The sequence below is a fragment of the Leptolyngbya sp. Heron Island J genome (assembly GCF_000482245.1).
Classification (GTDB): domain Bacteria; phylum Cyanobacteriota; class Cyanobacteriia; order Phormidesmidales; family Phormidesmidaceae; genus Leptothoe.
In genome coordinates, this window is sequence record NZ_AWNH01000031.1 from 21,973 (window position 1) to 37,289 (window position 15,317).

Below are 15,317 nucleotides of genomic sequence, written 5' to 3' on the forward strand. Positions count from 1 at the left end.
TTTAGCACTGACTGACAAACGAGAGCATATAGATGAGCGGTATCCAACGGATACTGCTCTTTTTTTATGGCAGCGCTGGTTAACACCAGACAATCAGCACACTAGCGTTGACGCAGACGCTGAAGCAACGTTTCAAAGACGGGTGGCAACGGCGCGATCGCAACTATCTCTTTTCCAGTCACTGGATGGGTCAGCCTTAACGTCCTAGCATGCAGCGCCTGCCCCGGCAACTTTACCCCCACAGAACGCCCGGCACCATAGATCACATCACCCACAATGGGCGTTCCAATCAGCGCACTGTGGACACGAATTTGATGGGTCCGTCCCGTATCTAACCGATAGTGCACCAGCGTATAGTTACCCAAACGCTCCTGAATTCGCCAGTGGGTAATCGCTGAGCGACCTCCTTTTTCCACAGGAACCACCGCCATTTTTTTACGATCCTTAGGATGACGACCAATTGGCGCATCAATCGTCCCCCATTCCTGATTTGCAGTCAGCTTGGGCACCCCAAAAACCACACCCAAATATTCACGCTGGGCAGTTTTTGCTTGGATTTGCTTCTGCAGGTGATGCAGCACAACCTCCGTTTTAGCCACTACCATTGCCCCGGTCGTATCCTTATCTAAACGATGAACAATGCCAGGGCGTTGCACACCACCCACCCCGGTCAGCTGATCACCACAGTGGGCTAAAATCGCATTCACTAACGTTCCCTTGGAGTGACCTGGGGCGGGATGCACCACCATTCCAGCAGACTTATTCACCACCAATAGGTACGCATCTTCATACAAAATATCCAGAGGAATCGCCTCTGGAATTAGCTCAAAGGGTTCTACTTCAGGGATTTTGAGCTGCAGCCAGTCTCCAGTACTAACTGTGATTTTTTTATTGGTACATTGCTGATGATTAATGCTGAGCGCCCCTTGCTCAATCAGCTTTTGAATCCGATTGCGGGATAATTCACAGTGCTGAGAAAGCCATCGATCAATGCGTTCATCCGACGCATCGGTCACCGATAGCTTGATCACACTGCTGTTGTCTTCATCCGTGATCATGCCTGAACTGCTGACCAATGGGGAGAATGCATAGGTGAAACCGGGGCTAATACTTCGTACAGGTTGACAACCCGACCAATAATTGCGATCGCAGGAGCCTGAAACTGAGTTTCCTCAACCTGCCGAACAATATTTGTCAATGTCCCAATCAGCTCTTCCTGTTCAGGTCGTGTCCCCCAGCGCACCAAAGCAACCGGGGTATCTGGCCCCATACCCGCCGCCATCAATTCCGACACAATATTCACTAAATTATGGACACCCATATAAATCACAATGGTTTCCGATCCCTGGGCCAGCGCTGACCAGTTTACTTGAGGACGATACTTACCAGCTGCCTCATGCCCCGTTACAAATGTAACCGACGAGCTGTAATCACGGTGAGTGACCGGTATGCCCGCATAAGCTGAGGCTGCTATTCCTGCTGTAATCCCTGGAACCACCTCCACATCAATACCAGCCTCCAGCAGCCCCATCATTTCCTCACCACCTCGGCCAAACACAAACGGGTCACCGCCCTTAAGCCTGACCACAACCGCATTAGCCTTAGCCTGCTCAATCAACAATTGAGTAATATCTTCCTGGGCCATAGAATGACGACCGCGTCGCTTACCAGCATCAATAATCCGAGTGTGCTCACAAATCATCCCTAAAATCGGTGGACTGACCAGAGCATCATGGATCACAACATCGGCGTGCTCTAGCAACCCCTTAGCCTTGAGGGTCAGCAGCCCTGGATCTCCCGGACCTGCGCCGACTAAATAAACTTTGCCAAATGCAGGTTGGGTAAGCGAATGAGACATGTTAGTTGAAACCGAGGTGGATAGAATGGTTCAATTTTGGCAAAACTCCACCCGTTTTTATTGCCAAAACTGATACAGCATGAAGACAAACCTACTGCATGCTGCTTAAGATATTCTTAACCTTAATTCATCAAGGCATCATTTGCAGAGCTAAAACACGTACTTTTCAGCTCGAACAGCCATGTACGACTCTGCTTTATGGCCGCAATGTCTCTACTACCAAATTAGCTATATCATAGGTAGCTCCCAACGGTGGCAGCAATCGGAAGCTCGTTCTAGGGAAACGCTCAGCTAGCTCCTCAGTCAGATGCGCAACCGCATCAGTAATCCCACCTGCAAATAAGAAATACGGAAAAATCGTCAACGTTGAACAGCCTTGCTGCATCAATTGAATCGTCTGATTTTCAATCTCAGATTCATTCGTCCAATAGGCAACGGCAGTTCCCAACGACTTTGCCAGATTGTCCACCACTCGATTACCCCTAGCCCGACGGCTACCATGGGCAACTAGCAAACGCCCTGCCCTAGGGGAATGCAAAAACCGATTGGCAATCAAGTCAAGCATGCTCTGGGAGCCCCCAATATGCGCTCCCAACTCCAATTCAATCGTGCCGCCCAGTTCTTGGCGAGCTTGCTCTACCTCGTCCGGGATATCCTGCATCACATGCTTACCCCGCAGCAAAAACAGAGGTACCAGGTGTAATCGCTCAATTCCTGCTGAACTTAGCCGACGACCAAACTCACAAATTTGCTGGTGCAATGGTAGCAAGCCAAACTCTAATACCGCTGTACCAACAATCAAGCGATCCTGAGGCAGCCGTGCTGCAGAAGCCACGGTCGTACTCGTTATCGTCGACACCGCTGTCATCACCGAACTCATACCGCTCTTACGGGGGCGATCCTGGAAGTCTAAAACCGTTGCCGGTGCTCCTAACGCACGCCCTTCAGGCATCAACGGCCCAAAAGGTTGACTACTCCATGGACTCACCAAAGCAGGATTAAGCTGCTCACGAATCAGCTGGGCCAGCCGATTAATCGCAACTTGATGGCGTGGGTCACGACTACCGTGGGAAATTAAAAGATAAGCTGTAGATGTCACGGGCTTTTAAAAATGAGACTATCAGGGTCAGATGAAATAAATCTATTTTCGGGTCGACTACCCAACGTCTGTTGTCAGGAATAAAAAGGTGTGAAAACTTAAAACCAGTAAGCGTACCAATGTATCAGCAAACTGAAGTTTTAGCTTTAAGCTCAGGAGCTTAGCACCCTACACAAACCAGGGAGACTATTCAGTCATCCTCTAAAACAGACTTTTGAACAACTCCGCACACATTATCTAGTCCCAATTATCTTTAGTAAGGCTGCCGGAATAACGCTGCTGGTCAATACTAATGCTGCTAGCTTTGGTTCTAGAACGCTACACAATTGGCTGGGAACCAACTGTCATAAACACTACTCACCTTACTAGTATCCACAGAACCGTGTCAGGTTTCTGTTGTGCTTGATGCTATTTACAACCTTAGTAAGCAACCAAGTCAATAACCAACGACGCTGCATCTAGTAAACCCAATCCCAGAAACGGTTAACCCTGGATAGCAAAATATTCAGGAAAACCAGGTAATCGATTAACAGGAGTGTTATTATATAAATCCGAAAACACGGCGAGCGTAGCCAAGTGGTTAAGGCAGTGGATTGTGGTTCCACCATTCGGGGGTTCGAGTCCCCTCGTTCGCCCTTCTTCCAGCAATTGCTGAAAAGCGCTTAACTACTAGCCTTAATTTATCGGCTAGCAATGATTGCTGATAAAGGGGTTTCACCCCTCAAATAGGTAAAACTACAGTCACAGCTTAGCAGCAAGCCTTCAAACAGAAGGGCATAGCAGCCTGATTTATCAAGCATGGCTATTAGGCATTAAAGCTTGCTATTGAAATCATAGGAAAAATCGAAGCTAATTTTTGTTATCTAAAGATAACTTCTTATAGCGCTAATGACTGATAAGTAAAGCCTTTCGGATTAATAACAACAACTTGAATTGACATTGACTGTGCATACCCAAGTTAAACCGTTCAATATATGAGATGGATGAATACGGGTAACTGAACTGGAGAGCTTTTTAGCTTGTGGTTTGATAGCACCCAATGACAACATTCTCAGCTGCTAATGAAGAGTTCAGAGCCGGAGATCAAACAATTACGATTATATTCTCGCTGAGCAAGATTAACAGCTGACGGCAGAAATTTATGATTGGCTGATTCGTCCTACCGAGGGAGAAGGTTGGCCAGATGGCATGAACACCTTGGTCTTTTCCCTGGACAGGGCCTTTCGGAGTGTATTCATGGCCGCTTGATACGACCAGCAGACACAACAATTTTTGATTGAGAAATATGCGATCGCAATCACCTTTGGCGCTTTAAAGATTCCCCAAGCCAATCCAGAAAAGTTATTCAGCGTTTTAGCTGCAGGTCTACCATGGCCCAGCAGTTATTTCCTACCAAATCTGACAACAACAGTCTCGACACGAATAACACTATTAACAAGGCTACTTTTAACAATGCGTCCACAGCCCGTTTGGTTGAGACTTGCTACTAAACGCCAGTTACTGATGGAGTGTCAACAGCAAAAGCACTACAGCAAGCTCAAATTAAGCTTTTAAGACAGAATCGTCATCCGTCCCAGTTGGTTCCCTACTTACTAGTCGGTGATTGGCGTTAGTCAGTCAGTCTTTAAGGTGAGGACTATCTTGACGCAACGGTAATCTTCATGTTTAGAGTTCCCACAGTCCCCAATATTGAGAAATTGATGTATCCTTGCTGGGACAATTGGCAACACGCCTGGATTAGCACGCTTTACGGGGTCAAATGGCACAAATTTTTATCTCGGCAGGCCACGGTGGATTTGAAAATGGAATCACCGACACTGGGGCTAAGGTAGATGGCATCACCGAAGCTCAGGAAATGATTAGCATTCGGGATTTAATTGTACCGGAGCTGAGATCACGAGGCTTAAAGGTGCTCTCCGTTCCTGATGACCTGAGCCTGCAGGACAGTATTAGCTGGATAAATGCCCGTAACCGCAATGGTGACATTGCCTTAGAAATTCATTTGGGGGCTTTTCAAAATACTAATGTGCGAGGTGCTACCGCTTACTATATTGCCAGCAATGAAGCCCGTAAGGCTCATGCTGACCTGATGCTGCTGGCATTGCTACGTCGAGTACCTCAGTTGCCAAGTCTGGGAGGTAAACCCGATACAGCTGCAGGGATGGGGCGATTAGCCTTTTGTCGTCAGGTGGCTCCTCCTTCAATTTTGATGGAACTGGGCTACCTGACTAATGATCGAGATCGCAGCCTGCTGCTCAGCCGTCGCCGCGACTTTGCCCTAGGGCTGGCTGACGGTCTGGCCTCTTGGAGTCGAACCATTACTGGCACGCCCCCCCCAACCACCCCGACCCAGCCCCAACTTCCCACGGTTAACATCACCGTCAACGGGGGTGCCTATGAAGAACAAGGCATCATCGTTAACAATAATTCCTACGTTCCTATCGATCTAGCTGACCGTCTTGGCATCGATCTAGCAGGCAAGCCGGATATCCGCAGAGTGCGCTATGGCAATGTAGTCTATATCAAAACCATTGACCTGCGCGAGTTTAACATCGCCATCGGGTGGGACGCAGCCAGCCGTACTGTTCAACTCAAAACCCAGTCTACCTTGACCATTTGCCCAGGCCTGATTGATCAGATTATGGGACACGGCAATGCCTCCGAAGTCAGCCTGATGATGTTCTTAAAAAACAACAATGAAAAGGCACTACGGGATTTTCCTGACATTCACAAAATTTATCGTCAAGAAGGGGTGATTGAAGGGGTCAATTACGATATCGCTTTCTGCCAGATGTGTTTGGAAACATCGTTTTTGCGATTTGGCGGTGATGTTAAAGCGTCACAAAACAATTTTGCCAGCATCGGGGCCATTGGCGGCAATGCTGCCGGGGCATCTTTCCCCAGTGCCCGGATTGGAGTAAGAGCACAAATCCAGCATCTTAAGGCCTATGCCAGTAAAGAACCCCTGGTGCAAGAACAGGTCGATCCACGGTTTCGATTTGTCAGCCGAGGCAGTGCTGTATTGGTTGATCAGCTCAGTGGTCGTTGGGCAGCTGACCCTAACTATGGAGAGAAAATTATGGCCATGGTTCGTCGGCTTTATGAATCGGCAAAGCTGCTATAGCAACTGTGATATTCCGATCAGCCTTAACAGATATATGGCCCCTCAAGCTGGTATGATGCATGGCTAACGCCCATTGGCAAACTGTCACATACCAACTGGCATACTCCCCTGTAGATACTATTCTGAGAAAACTGCATTACCATTCGTTTTGAGTGGAGCCACTCAAGGCACATCAGGAACGGGTTAACACGCTTTTCTTAGCTAGTGGGGCTGGTGCGTAGCATTTTGTTCTACTCACCCACCATTGCATCTGCTTAGGTTCTAATGCTGTTCACTATCGGGCAACCCTAGGACTGGTTAATTATGTCTGCTCAAATCCTGACTATCTGCCATGACTCATACCTCTTCTTGGCCCCTTAAACTTTTAGCCCTTGGCCGTCATAGTGGGTTCGCTGCTCTGCTTTGGTTGCTGTGGGTTTTACCCGCCAGCGCTGTTGAACTGAGGGTTGCGATTCGCAAAAGTGTCCAACAGGTTCAGATTGGCTCTTCTACAACGGGGGTTATTCGCAATAGCCAGGGTCAGGCGGTGATGCAGCTGCCCGAGCTACAGCCCATCAGTGTCGATACCGACGGTAGCAGATTGGAACTAACCGATGGTTATGATGACTTTGGTCAATCCAACACTTTTTGGTTAGAACCTTCAGGGGACGGAGTTGTTTGGATTGGTGATCGCTGGTATCGGGGGAAGGTGAAGCTAGTCCCCGTGGATGGAGGCGTCACGGCGGTTAATTATGTCAATATCGACGCCTATCTCTACAGTGTTGTCGGTAGCGAAATGCCTGCTAGCTGGCCCCAGGAAGCGCTGCGATCGCAAGCCGTCGCCGCCCGTTCCTACGCCCTCTACCAAAAGAATCGGGCAAGTCGCGATCTCTTCTACGACCTCAACAGTACTCAGGTCTCCCAGGTTTATAAAGGCTTAGAAGGTGAGGCCACATCCACTCAATCCGCCGTTGATGCTACACGGGGCAAGGTTCTCACCCATGGTGGCAAAGTAATCGAAGCCGTTTTCCATTCCTCATCCGGTGGCCATACCGAGAATTCAGAACATGTTTGGTCTAAAGCAGTGCCCTATCTCAAGGGTGTGCCAGACTTTGACCAAAACGCCCCAGTCTACAGCTGGCGAGCCCAGTTTTCCTTGGAAGAAGTCGGTGCTCGCATTGGCTATCCAGGCACTATCCAGGCCGTAGAAGTGCTCAGCCGCACCCCTCAAGGGCGGGCGAATCGGATGACCATCATCGGCAATGCTGGCACCCTAACCATTACAGGCAGCACCTTTCGCCAAAAACTAGGCCTACGCAGCACCAAGTTTGACCTAGCCGTCAGCCCCACCAGCATTTCAGTAGCGGGGAATGGCTTTGGCCACGGCATTGGCATGAGCCAGTGGGGAGCTCGGGGCATGGCTGAACGTGGTCAGCAATATAGAGACATCCTTACACACTTCTACAACGGTACTCAGCTAGGATCGATGTAACCGGCATCTCTGGCCCTAGGTCTTGCTAGACTATCTGGGCACTGATCAACACTATAGTTGACGGTTTAGAAAAATTAGGCCAATTAATTAAGTAGCCACGCACTTAAAATGGCGCGACCCAGAAAAATCTTAGATGAAGACATCTTGGCCACAGCGCGGCAGGTGTGTTTAGAGGAGGGTATGGGAACCCACAATCACCATTGCTGAAAAGGCAGGTATCTCGGCAGCCTCATTTTTTAAGCGGTTTTCCACCAAACAGCCCCTGTTTGTAGCCGCAATAGGAATATTGGAGGCGATCTACTTAGAGAGTGGTCTGCTCCAACAGAGTTTTTATGTAATTATTGGCATTGATTCTGTTATCTCTCTCACTTCCATTAGGTAAGGAATTCAAAAATCTACTGAAGACAGCCTTCAAGGTCTAGGAACAGATGGGTTGCAGGTGATAGCAGGTGCTGTAGGAAGCAAGGGAATTCGGTGACCACACTTACTTGGGAAGATACTCAAGCCCTAGCAGAACAAGCTCCATCGGCAACCATTATCTCAGCCTGCCGACAACAAAAAGCACAGGTGGTTTACGCAGAGCATCATACATCCACCACTGTTGACAGTACTGATCTAGCCTATCCCGATACTCGCAATACATTATTGCCGGCCAGTGGACAGTTTTTTACCGAGGAAGAACTGACAGTTGCTAATTCTGTTGCCGTTATTGCTCCGACGGTGCAACGACATCTGTTTCCAGACAATATTAATTCTGTTGGTGAAACCATTCGCAATGGTTGTAGGGGCATTGCATGCAACGCCCCTACAACCATTGCCTAAAGAATTATCGAAACGTCATGATTACCTAAGACAAAATTACTAAGACCTATCATCTGGGTGAAACAGAGATCCCAATTCTGCGGGGCATTGATCTACACATTGAGGCCAGCGAATATGTTGCCATCATGGGTACCTCAGGCTCTGATAAATCTACATTGATGGATATTATAGGCTGTCTTGATCGACCCACTACAGGCCAATATTACCTGGAAGATCGGGAATTAACCACACGCGACAAAACCAAACGTGCCTATATCCGCTTCGCATTCAAGACAGCCAGATGATGACCTGAGCAACCAGGCTGTGTTCAAAGCTATGTGATTCTTAGACCTATAGCTACAGTTTGGTGCCGCACTCAGAACAGAACCGATGATTGGCCTTGTTATCACTACCACAGCTATGACAATGGATCACTTCCACCGGACGTTTAGTGACCGGTTCAGCTAAGCCAATCATCTGAGAGTTGTTCTTACCAGGAGGTACCATAGGATAACAATTCTCGTCACGACGGACCCAAACGTCTAATAGCACAGGGCCTTCATGGACAAGCATTTCATCAATGGCTTGTTCTAGCTGGTCAGGAGATTTTACAACTATTCCCTTCACCCCAAAGGCATCGGCTAGCTTCTCAAAATCGGGCATCCCCACTTCCATATTAGAAGAGGCATAGCGCTCACCATAGAAGCCTTGCTGCCACTGACGCACCATGCCCTGCCAGCCATTATTGATGATGACAGTCTTGACCTTGATATTGTACTGGGCCAGCGTCGCCAGTTCCTGCAGGTTCATCTGGAAGCTAGCATCGCCACTGATGCAAATCACCTGATTTTTGCCAACACCCATTTGTGCGCCCATAGCAGCAGGCATGCCATAGCCCATCGTGCCCAGCCCAGCACTGGAAATCCACTTACGGGGTCCATTCTTGAGAAACTGGGCTGCCCACATCTGGTGCTGTCCTACATCGGTGGTGTAGTAAGCATCCGGAGCACGACGGCCGATTTTGGCAATTACTTCCTGGGGGGATAGTTGGTCGCTGTAGGTAGGAATTTGGAGCGGATAGTCAACTTTCCACTGCTCGATCCGAGCTAGCCATGCGCCAGTTTTTCCCAGCTCGGCCGGCTGATCCAAGCGGGCTAGTAACTCGGATAATACGTTTTTGACATCGCCGACAATCGGCACGTCTGGAACGCGGCACTTACCCACTTCGGCAGGATCAATATCAATGTGAACCACCTTGGCATGTTGCGCAAACTGTTCTAGGTTACTGGCGACTCGGTCATCAAACCTGGCACCGACAGCCAACAACAAGTCACACTCACTAACGGCAAAGTTGGCATAGGCCGTTCCATGCATCCCTAGCATGCCAACGGCTAGAGGATGCTGTTCATCAAATGAGCCCTTACCCATCAGCGTGGTAGTCACAGGGATTTGAAAATGCTCGGCCAACTTGGCGATTTCTTCATGGGCTCCTGAGATGACTGCACCACCACCCACGTAGAGTAGAGGCTTTTGGGCGGATTGCAGAAGCGCGATCGCATTACTAATCTGACGGGGATTACCACGAGTCGTTGGCTTATATCCTGGAATCACAATTGACCGGGGCTCCACCGGCACGTAATCAAATTCTTCTAAACCAACATCCTTAGGCACATCGATCAAGACCGGCCCTGGACGACCAGATTGGGCAATGTAAAACGCCTCAGCCACAATACTGGCCATTTGCTGCGGATCGCGCACCACATAGGAATGCTTAACAATGGGCAGCGTAATGCCAAAAATATCTGTTTCCTGAAACGCATCACTGCCAATTGCCTTACGCGTTACCTGCCCAGTAATCGCTACCATCGGCACAGAGTCCATCTGAGCCGTCGCAATACCAGTAACCAGATTAGTTGCACCAGGGCCAGATGTTGCGATACATACACCCACTTGTCCAGTTGCCCGAGCATAGCCATCCGCAGCATGGGAAGCGGCCTGTTCATGACGCACCAGAATATGCTGAATGTCGCCGCGTTGCTCTGCCTTGTAGAGTTCATCATAAACCGGCAGAATCGCCCCACCTGGGTAGCCAAACACATGACTCACACCATGGCGCACCAGGCTATCAATCAGCGCATAGGCACCAGTCGTTCGCTGGGTAACAGAGCTTAGTTTAATGGAGGGCTTTACAGACGTTGAAGTCATAATTTCGAAAAGGCAGTCGGGCGTCAGTGATGGAAGTGCTGTCCGAGGATAATTCCTGATGGTTGTCTATTTTACAATCACGATTCAAAGGATTGGACAAATTTCATAGAAAAACGGGTTTCTAGACCATCCTTAGAGACCTTAGAACAGCAAAGCCGTGAAGTTTTTAACTAGAACCAATAGTAACTTGCAATACACATCTAACTCACCAGCTGGCACGGGTTCAACGTTCCCAAACACTGCTTTCGATATCCCATTTTCCACTCAAATTACGTCATCGCCTGATAACAAAATTAAGGACAACTTAGTCTGATGTCAGCACTGCACTAATAAATTCAATAGCTGTCATTGAACAGGTTGTCGCGCCCAAGCTACCTATACCGGTTGCGACATCAGGCGACCGCCACAGCTGCAAATGATCAACAGCAGGCTGAGCATAGAAATAGCCTTGGCTCTCAGCCGCCGTCGGGAAATAAGTAGTGCGATGGGTCCAACGATCATGACTGATGCGATAAATAGTCAGATTGCCAGGTAAGGGCATCCCCCATCCATCCACTGCAATTAATCGACAGTTACCACCCAGTCTCTGCCACGCGAGCAACAATGGGTATGCGGCCACAACACCAGCACTAAATGCAATTACCTGCAACAGACAATCTCGCCGAGGCGCTTGCCTAGAACTGAGCAACCAAGGTAATGCCACAGGCGCTGCCCAAATCGGTAAGACCCACAAACGTTCGGGGGTGGTAACCCTGAGCAGGGATTGCAAAAAGGCATGGGTTAAATCGGGGGAATGGTAGCCAGAAAAAATCAGCAGCTGCATAGGTCTAAAATGATTCGATTCACCCAAATTGAAACAAAACGATTGCAAGGTAAAAAAATATTGCGACGGCTGTTAACTATAGTTTATTTTCTAAAGCATTTAACTTTACTTTTAAGGGAAATATTTAGTCTTTATTAAAGAAGCAACAACTTGGATTCAGAGCAATAAAAAATAACAGCAGCTTGAGATTGGAATCGCTTAATAGCAAGCGATTTCAGGTTATCAGCCTGAATAAAAGACGTAGTTTATCTCATCTTTTTAGGCTGGTTTTAGTCATGTAATTTTCATTTCAATAAATGATTGAAATTGCGCAGTTTTACTGATTAAAAATGCTAAAACTTCGCTATCTATGACCTGGCTACCTATTCATAAGAAAGCATCGGAGATCCTCACAATGGCCAACACTCTCATTAACATTACGCTCCCAGTCGTCAACGAAATAATTGATGATGTGTTAGCCGCAGGCCAATCAGCCTCCTATCGAGAAACGTTTGCGAGCTCTGACGTCCGTGATCGATTAGCCACATTTGTACTGAGTCGTTTGCCCGCTCGTTACATGACTATCTCCGATAGTGAATACGCCCTGGAATACCCCAGAAACTGCTATTCTGCAGAGCAGCATCGCCACATCCGCCAGTTGGTAGATCAAGGTATTCAAAAACTACTAGCTCGCCCGGTTACGCCGACACCAGAAACACTTTTTCCCTCAACTTGGTTCGGCTAATTAGCTCAATGGATTAGCTAGGAAGTACTCTTTAATCGTCTTGACCGACTATGGTTTGCAACAGCTAAGGGTTAGAGAGACAACCTATTTATGGGTGCCGTTGATTTTATACCCCCCTATTGACGTTCGGTTCTACGCCATAGTCATAGGGGGAATCTTGCCAGTAGTCTCTAAGTAAACCTTGTCCATGTTTATAGCTGTGGTTCTTCCGTTGAGGAAATCCCGCTTTTAACTGGAACTGGGTTTAGATGTGTTATTCGTATCAGCTCTTAATGGCTAACACGTGGTAGCACAGACTATATGCATCTAGGGGCCAATGGTGGAGAAGTTTTTACCCACAATCAGTAGTTTGGTGGCCTTGGGAGAACTGGGGGCTGAGCCGACGGATTGGGAAGTCCTCAACACAGGCAATGGTGGAGACAGCCGCCATCAGGATCAAGCAGAACGGGCTGAAATGGAGTGGCAGGGGGCGATTTCATCCCTTGTTCATCTATTGCAACAGACACTTCCCTGCAAAACTGCTCATCAAGGGACTCAATCCCGCAATCCAGGGAAGTCCCGTAAGCTATCACACAAACCACCGGCAGGACTATTACTCAGCGGTCCCTTTCCGGTTATTGATGCCCCAGAACTGACTGGAGCGTTATCTAACTGGGTATTTATACCGCCGCCATTGGATCAGCTTTCTCAGGCGTTCTCCCAGTTGATGCCTGCTGACGATAAGCCTCCGGTGGACACAACTGCTGCTCGCATTCTGCCGCTGATTGATGGTGATCCGCTGACTGGTGAACGGTTTTGTTTGCTATTAACCCAGCAGTTTAGTTTAGTATTGGTGCTGGGTCGCGATGCGGATAATGAGCTGCGGTTTCAGTTTTCGTTTACACCTGAAGTCATTGGTCAGGTATGGCAGCTGTTGCGATCGCGCGTCTACCTTACCACCCCCAAACAGCTAGACTTTCTCGATCCGCTAGTGGAGACCTTTACACCCACCGAGCCTAACTATCGAATTGTCAGCCAGTTTAGTCGCTGGATGCTGTCATCATTACCCACCTCTAAACCCAATCCAGTCATTGAAAGAATCGTCTCTACCCCTGGTGACACCAGCCAAAGCAACGACACCTACGGTCTGGATACCGAATTACTTAAGGCCATGGCCCATGAAATTCGCACCCCCCTGACCACAATTCGAACCTTGACCCGTTCCCTCATCCGCCGCACCGATTTAGTTGAAAAAGCCAAACAGCGGCTACATCAAATTGACAATGCCTGCACTCAGCAAATTGATCGCTTTAATCTTATTTTCCAAGCCGTTGAGTTAGAAGCCGCCGCCCAAAAAGGACCACGTTCATGCCTGACTGCGATCGCCCTTAGTGAAATTATTCAATCGGCCATTCCAAAATGGGAGCAAGCAGCCACGCGACGTAATCTATCCCTAGAGGTAACCATGCCGCAGAACCTACCCATGGTTGCCAGCGATCCCACTCTATTGCAGCAAGTCCTGACCGGTCTAGTAGAACTCTTTACCCATACCGTGCCCCCCAAGGGGCAAATTCAGCTCCACGTGATGGCTGCTGGCGATCAGCTAAAGCTTGAGTTTCAGGCCGAGGTAAGCCCTATCTGCAAGCAACATAGGCCTACCCTAAAGTCCTTAGGTAAGCTCCTGATGTTTCAGCCTGACACTGGTGGATTGAGTCTAAACCTAAAAACCACCAAGGCACTTTTCTCAGCGTTAGGCGCAAAACTGACAGTTAGAGAGCGCCCAGATGGTGTGACCTGGATGGTGTTTTTACCCATTGAGACCGCTAATTATCCGATCGTTTAGATACTGATTGACTGGCCTCTGATTGCCTAAAACCTTAGAAGGGTAGCTTTTTCTTACTTTCGCGATTGCTCTCAAAATTAAGCTCTTTCAGCTTTTTGAGAATACGGTTAAAGTACTCACCTAAGTATTCTTCAACCGTAGTAATTTCTGACTTATCTAAGCCAAAGGTGCTGTAAACCTCATCCATCTCAGCATCCAAGGGCGCACTGCCAGCACTTACTTCAGCAAATGCTAAACGGTCGGCAAACTGCCATCCCCACTGAAAAAAGTTGGCAAAGGAACGCACACCCCGCAATAGACCCAGGGACATGGTTGAAACTTTTGCAGTCTCTCCCGAGAGCCGCTCACACAGACGCACCAACTCATAACCACCCCAAGCACGGGTACCAGCTAGCGGGAAAGAACGTTTATTGGTTTCAGGTAGCTTGAGAGAACGGACAGCAAACCGAGCGATATCCTGAGTATTCATGTAGGCAATAGGAGCCGCCTCACCCATCACCCAAATCGCCTGCTTTTCTAAAATCGGAACGGCATACTGGCCAACAAGCCCCTGTAAAAACCCACAGGGCCGCAAAATCGTGTAGTTAATCCCTGACTCTTCTAAGAACTTCTCTGTGCAGTGCTTAACGTCCATCAGAGGCACGTGGGGATACTGCTCGCAGTTGAGAATCGAGATAAATACGTATCGTTCTACGTTGGCATCTAAGGCAGCCTTAATCAGATTTACCTTGCCATCCCAGTCCACGTCGTAGACAGAATCCTGAGGTCGAGCCGTCGCAGCATCGATGACAGCTGTCACGTCGTCGAAACAGGGCGGTAAAGACTTTGGGCCACAGATATTGGCTTGAACCAACTGGGCTCCCCACTCTCGTAGAAAGGCAGCCTTTTGGAAGTTACGCACCAGGCACTTAACGTCAAATCCCTCATCTAAGGCATTACGAACGATCTGACGACCCAGCGTGCCCGTTGCACCAACCACCAATATGCTCATGGAGGACTCTAAACAAAACTTAACGCTTTACTCAGCTTAACAGACGGCGTATCGTTCGGAAATAGCTGAGCACACATTAAAAAATTAGCGGGGTCAGCCATAGATTGCTAACCCCGCTAATTTCATGTTGATTAGACGAGTTTTATGATCGACACCTTAGGTCGTCTAATCAATGCTTTAAACCCGCTCTCAAGCACCCAGTTGTGGAGGTTGAGCGATTACTCTTCAGCGCCTTGCAGTTTGAGCATCAAAAATCCAACGCCCAGACCAACCATAACAATGACAAACATTGTGACTGCAATCGAAAAAATTTCTCCACCCATGGTGCTTAATTATCCTCCTATATATGTTTCCGCACTGGGAAACGCTGTGGCTTAAATTCTTCAGTTACATTCTAAA

Annotated in this window: 14 protein-coding genes and 1 tRNA gene; 8 read left to right on the top strand and 7 right to left on the bottom strand. The window is 48.4% G+C overall.

The window, feature by feature from the left end:
* Nucleotides 1-101 precede the first annotated feature (101 nt).
* From N836_RS48705 to N836_RS48715, 3 genes are all read right to left on the bottom strand, one after another.
* On the bottom strand, nucleotides 102-1,058 hold the full coding sequence (locus N836_RS48705) for an RluA family pseudouridine synthase (RefSeq protein ID WP_023072015.1): 957 nt from the start codon (nucleotides 1,056-1,058) through the stop codon (nucleotides 102-104).
* Entirely contained in the window at nucleotides 1,055-1,858 is an 804-nt protein-coding gene (cobA, locus tag N836_RS48710) for a uroporphyrinogen-III C-methyltransferase (RefSeq protein WP_023072016.1), read from the bottom strand. The genes N836_RS48705 and cobA overlap by 4 nt, the downstream gene beginning before the upstream one ends.
* Before the next feature lie 196 nt (nucleotides 1,859-2,054).
* Complete coding sequence (locus tag N836_RS48715; protein ID WP_023072017.1) at nucleotides 2,055-2,957, bottom strand: sirohydrochlorin chelatase; 903 nt, start codon at nucleotides 2,955-2,957, stop codon at nucleotides 2,055-2,057.
* Nucleotides 2,958-3,519: 562 nt separating this feature from the next.
* Between N836_RS48715 and N836_RS48720 the strand changes: the two genes are divergently transcribed.
* The 6 genes from N836_RS48720 (at nucleotide 3,520) to N836_RS75255 (ending at nucleotide 8,658) form a co-directional block, all read left to right on the top strand.
* Nucleotides 3,520-3,592, top strand: a tRNA-His gene (locus N836_RS48720).
* Nucleotides 3,593-4,716: 1,124 nt separating this feature from the next.
* Entirely contained in the window at nucleotides 4,717-6,081 is a 1,365-nt protein-coding gene (gene tftA / locus N836_RS48725) for a hormogonium tapered terminus morphoprotein TftA (protein WP_023072019.1), read from the top strand.
* A 331-nt stretch (nucleotides 6,082-6,412) separates the two neighbouring features.
* Nucleotides 6,413-7,552 (top strand): SpoIID/LytB domain-containing protein, encoded by a 1,140-nt coding sequence (locus N836_RS48730; protein ID WP_023072020.1) that lies wholly within the window; start codon nucleotides 6,413-6,415, stop codon nucleotides 7,550-7,552.
* Between the two features lie 199 nt (nucleotides 7,553-7,751).
* Nucleotides 7,752-7,934, top strand: coding sequence for a hypothetical protein (locus tag N836_RS78175; protein WP_442785774.1), 183 nt, complete (start codon nucleotides 7,752-7,754; stop codon nucleotides 7,932-7,934).
* Nucleotides 7,935-8,026: 92 nt separating this feature from the next.
* Entirely contained in the window at nucleotides 8,027-8,374 is a 348-nt protein-coding gene (locus N836_RS77010) for an ABC transporter permease (RefSeq protein ID WP_023072021.1), read from the top strand.
* A gap of 86 nt (nucleotides 8,375-8,460) precedes the next feature.
* Nucleotides 8,461-8,658, top strand: coding sequence for an ATP-binding cassette domain-containing protein (locus N836_RS75255; protein WP_327058687.1), 198 nt, complete (start codon nucleotides 8,461-8,463; stop codon nucleotides 8,656-8,658).
* 52 nt (nucleotides 8,659-8,710) lie between these two features.
* Here N836_RS75255 and ilvB read toward each other — a convergent pair whose 3' ends face one another.
* Both ilvB and N836_RS73120 read right to left on the bottom strand, forming a co-directional pair.
* Complete coding sequence (ilvB, locus tag N836_RS48740; RefSeq protein ID WP_023072022.1) at nucleotides 8,711-10,558, bottom strand: biosynthetic-type acetolactate synthase large subunit; 1,848 nt, start codon at nucleotides 10,556-10,558, stop codon at nucleotides 8,711-8,713.
* A gap of 304 nt (nucleotides 10,559-10,862) precedes the next feature.
* Entirely contained in the window at nucleotides 10,863-11,381 is a 519-nt protein-coding gene (locus N836_RS73120; protein ID WP_023072023.1) for a hypothetical protein, read from the bottom strand.
* Nucleotides 11,382-11,775: 394 nt separating this feature from the next.
* On the opposite strand from N836_RS73120, the gene N836_RS48745 reads away from it, so the two are divergent.
* Both N836_RS48745 and N836_RS48750 read left to right on the top strand, forming a co-directional pair.
* Complete coding sequence (locus tag N836_RS48745) at nucleotides 11,776-12,105, top strand: late competence development ComFB family protein (RefSeq protein WP_161634952.1); 330 nt, start codon at nucleotides 11,776-11,778, stop codon at nucleotides 12,103-12,105.
* 316 nt (nucleotides 12,106-12,421) lie between these two features.
* Complete coding sequence (locus tag N836_RS48750) at nucleotides 12,422-13,927, top strand: sensor histidine kinase (protein WP_023072025.1); 1,506 nt, start codon at nucleotides 12,422-12,424, stop codon at nucleotides 13,925-13,927.
* 34 nt (nucleotides 13,928-13,961) lie between these two features.
* Here N836_RS48750 and N836_RS48755 read toward each other — a convergent pair whose 3' ends face one another.
* Nucleotides 13,962-14,918, bottom strand: a complete 957-nt coding sequence (locus N836_RS48755; protein ID WP_023072026.1) for an SDR family oxidoreductase — start codon at nucleotides 14,916-14,918, stop codon at nucleotides 13,962-13,964.
* A gap of 218 nt (nucleotides 14,919-15,136) precedes the next feature.
* A complete protein-coding gene (gene petM / locus N836_RS48760) occupies nucleotides 15,137-15,241 on the bottom strand; it encodes a cytochrome b6-f complex subunit PetM (protein ID WP_023072027.1) in 105 nt (34 codons plus the stop codon).
* Nucleotides 15,242-15,317 lie beyond the last annotated feature (76 nt).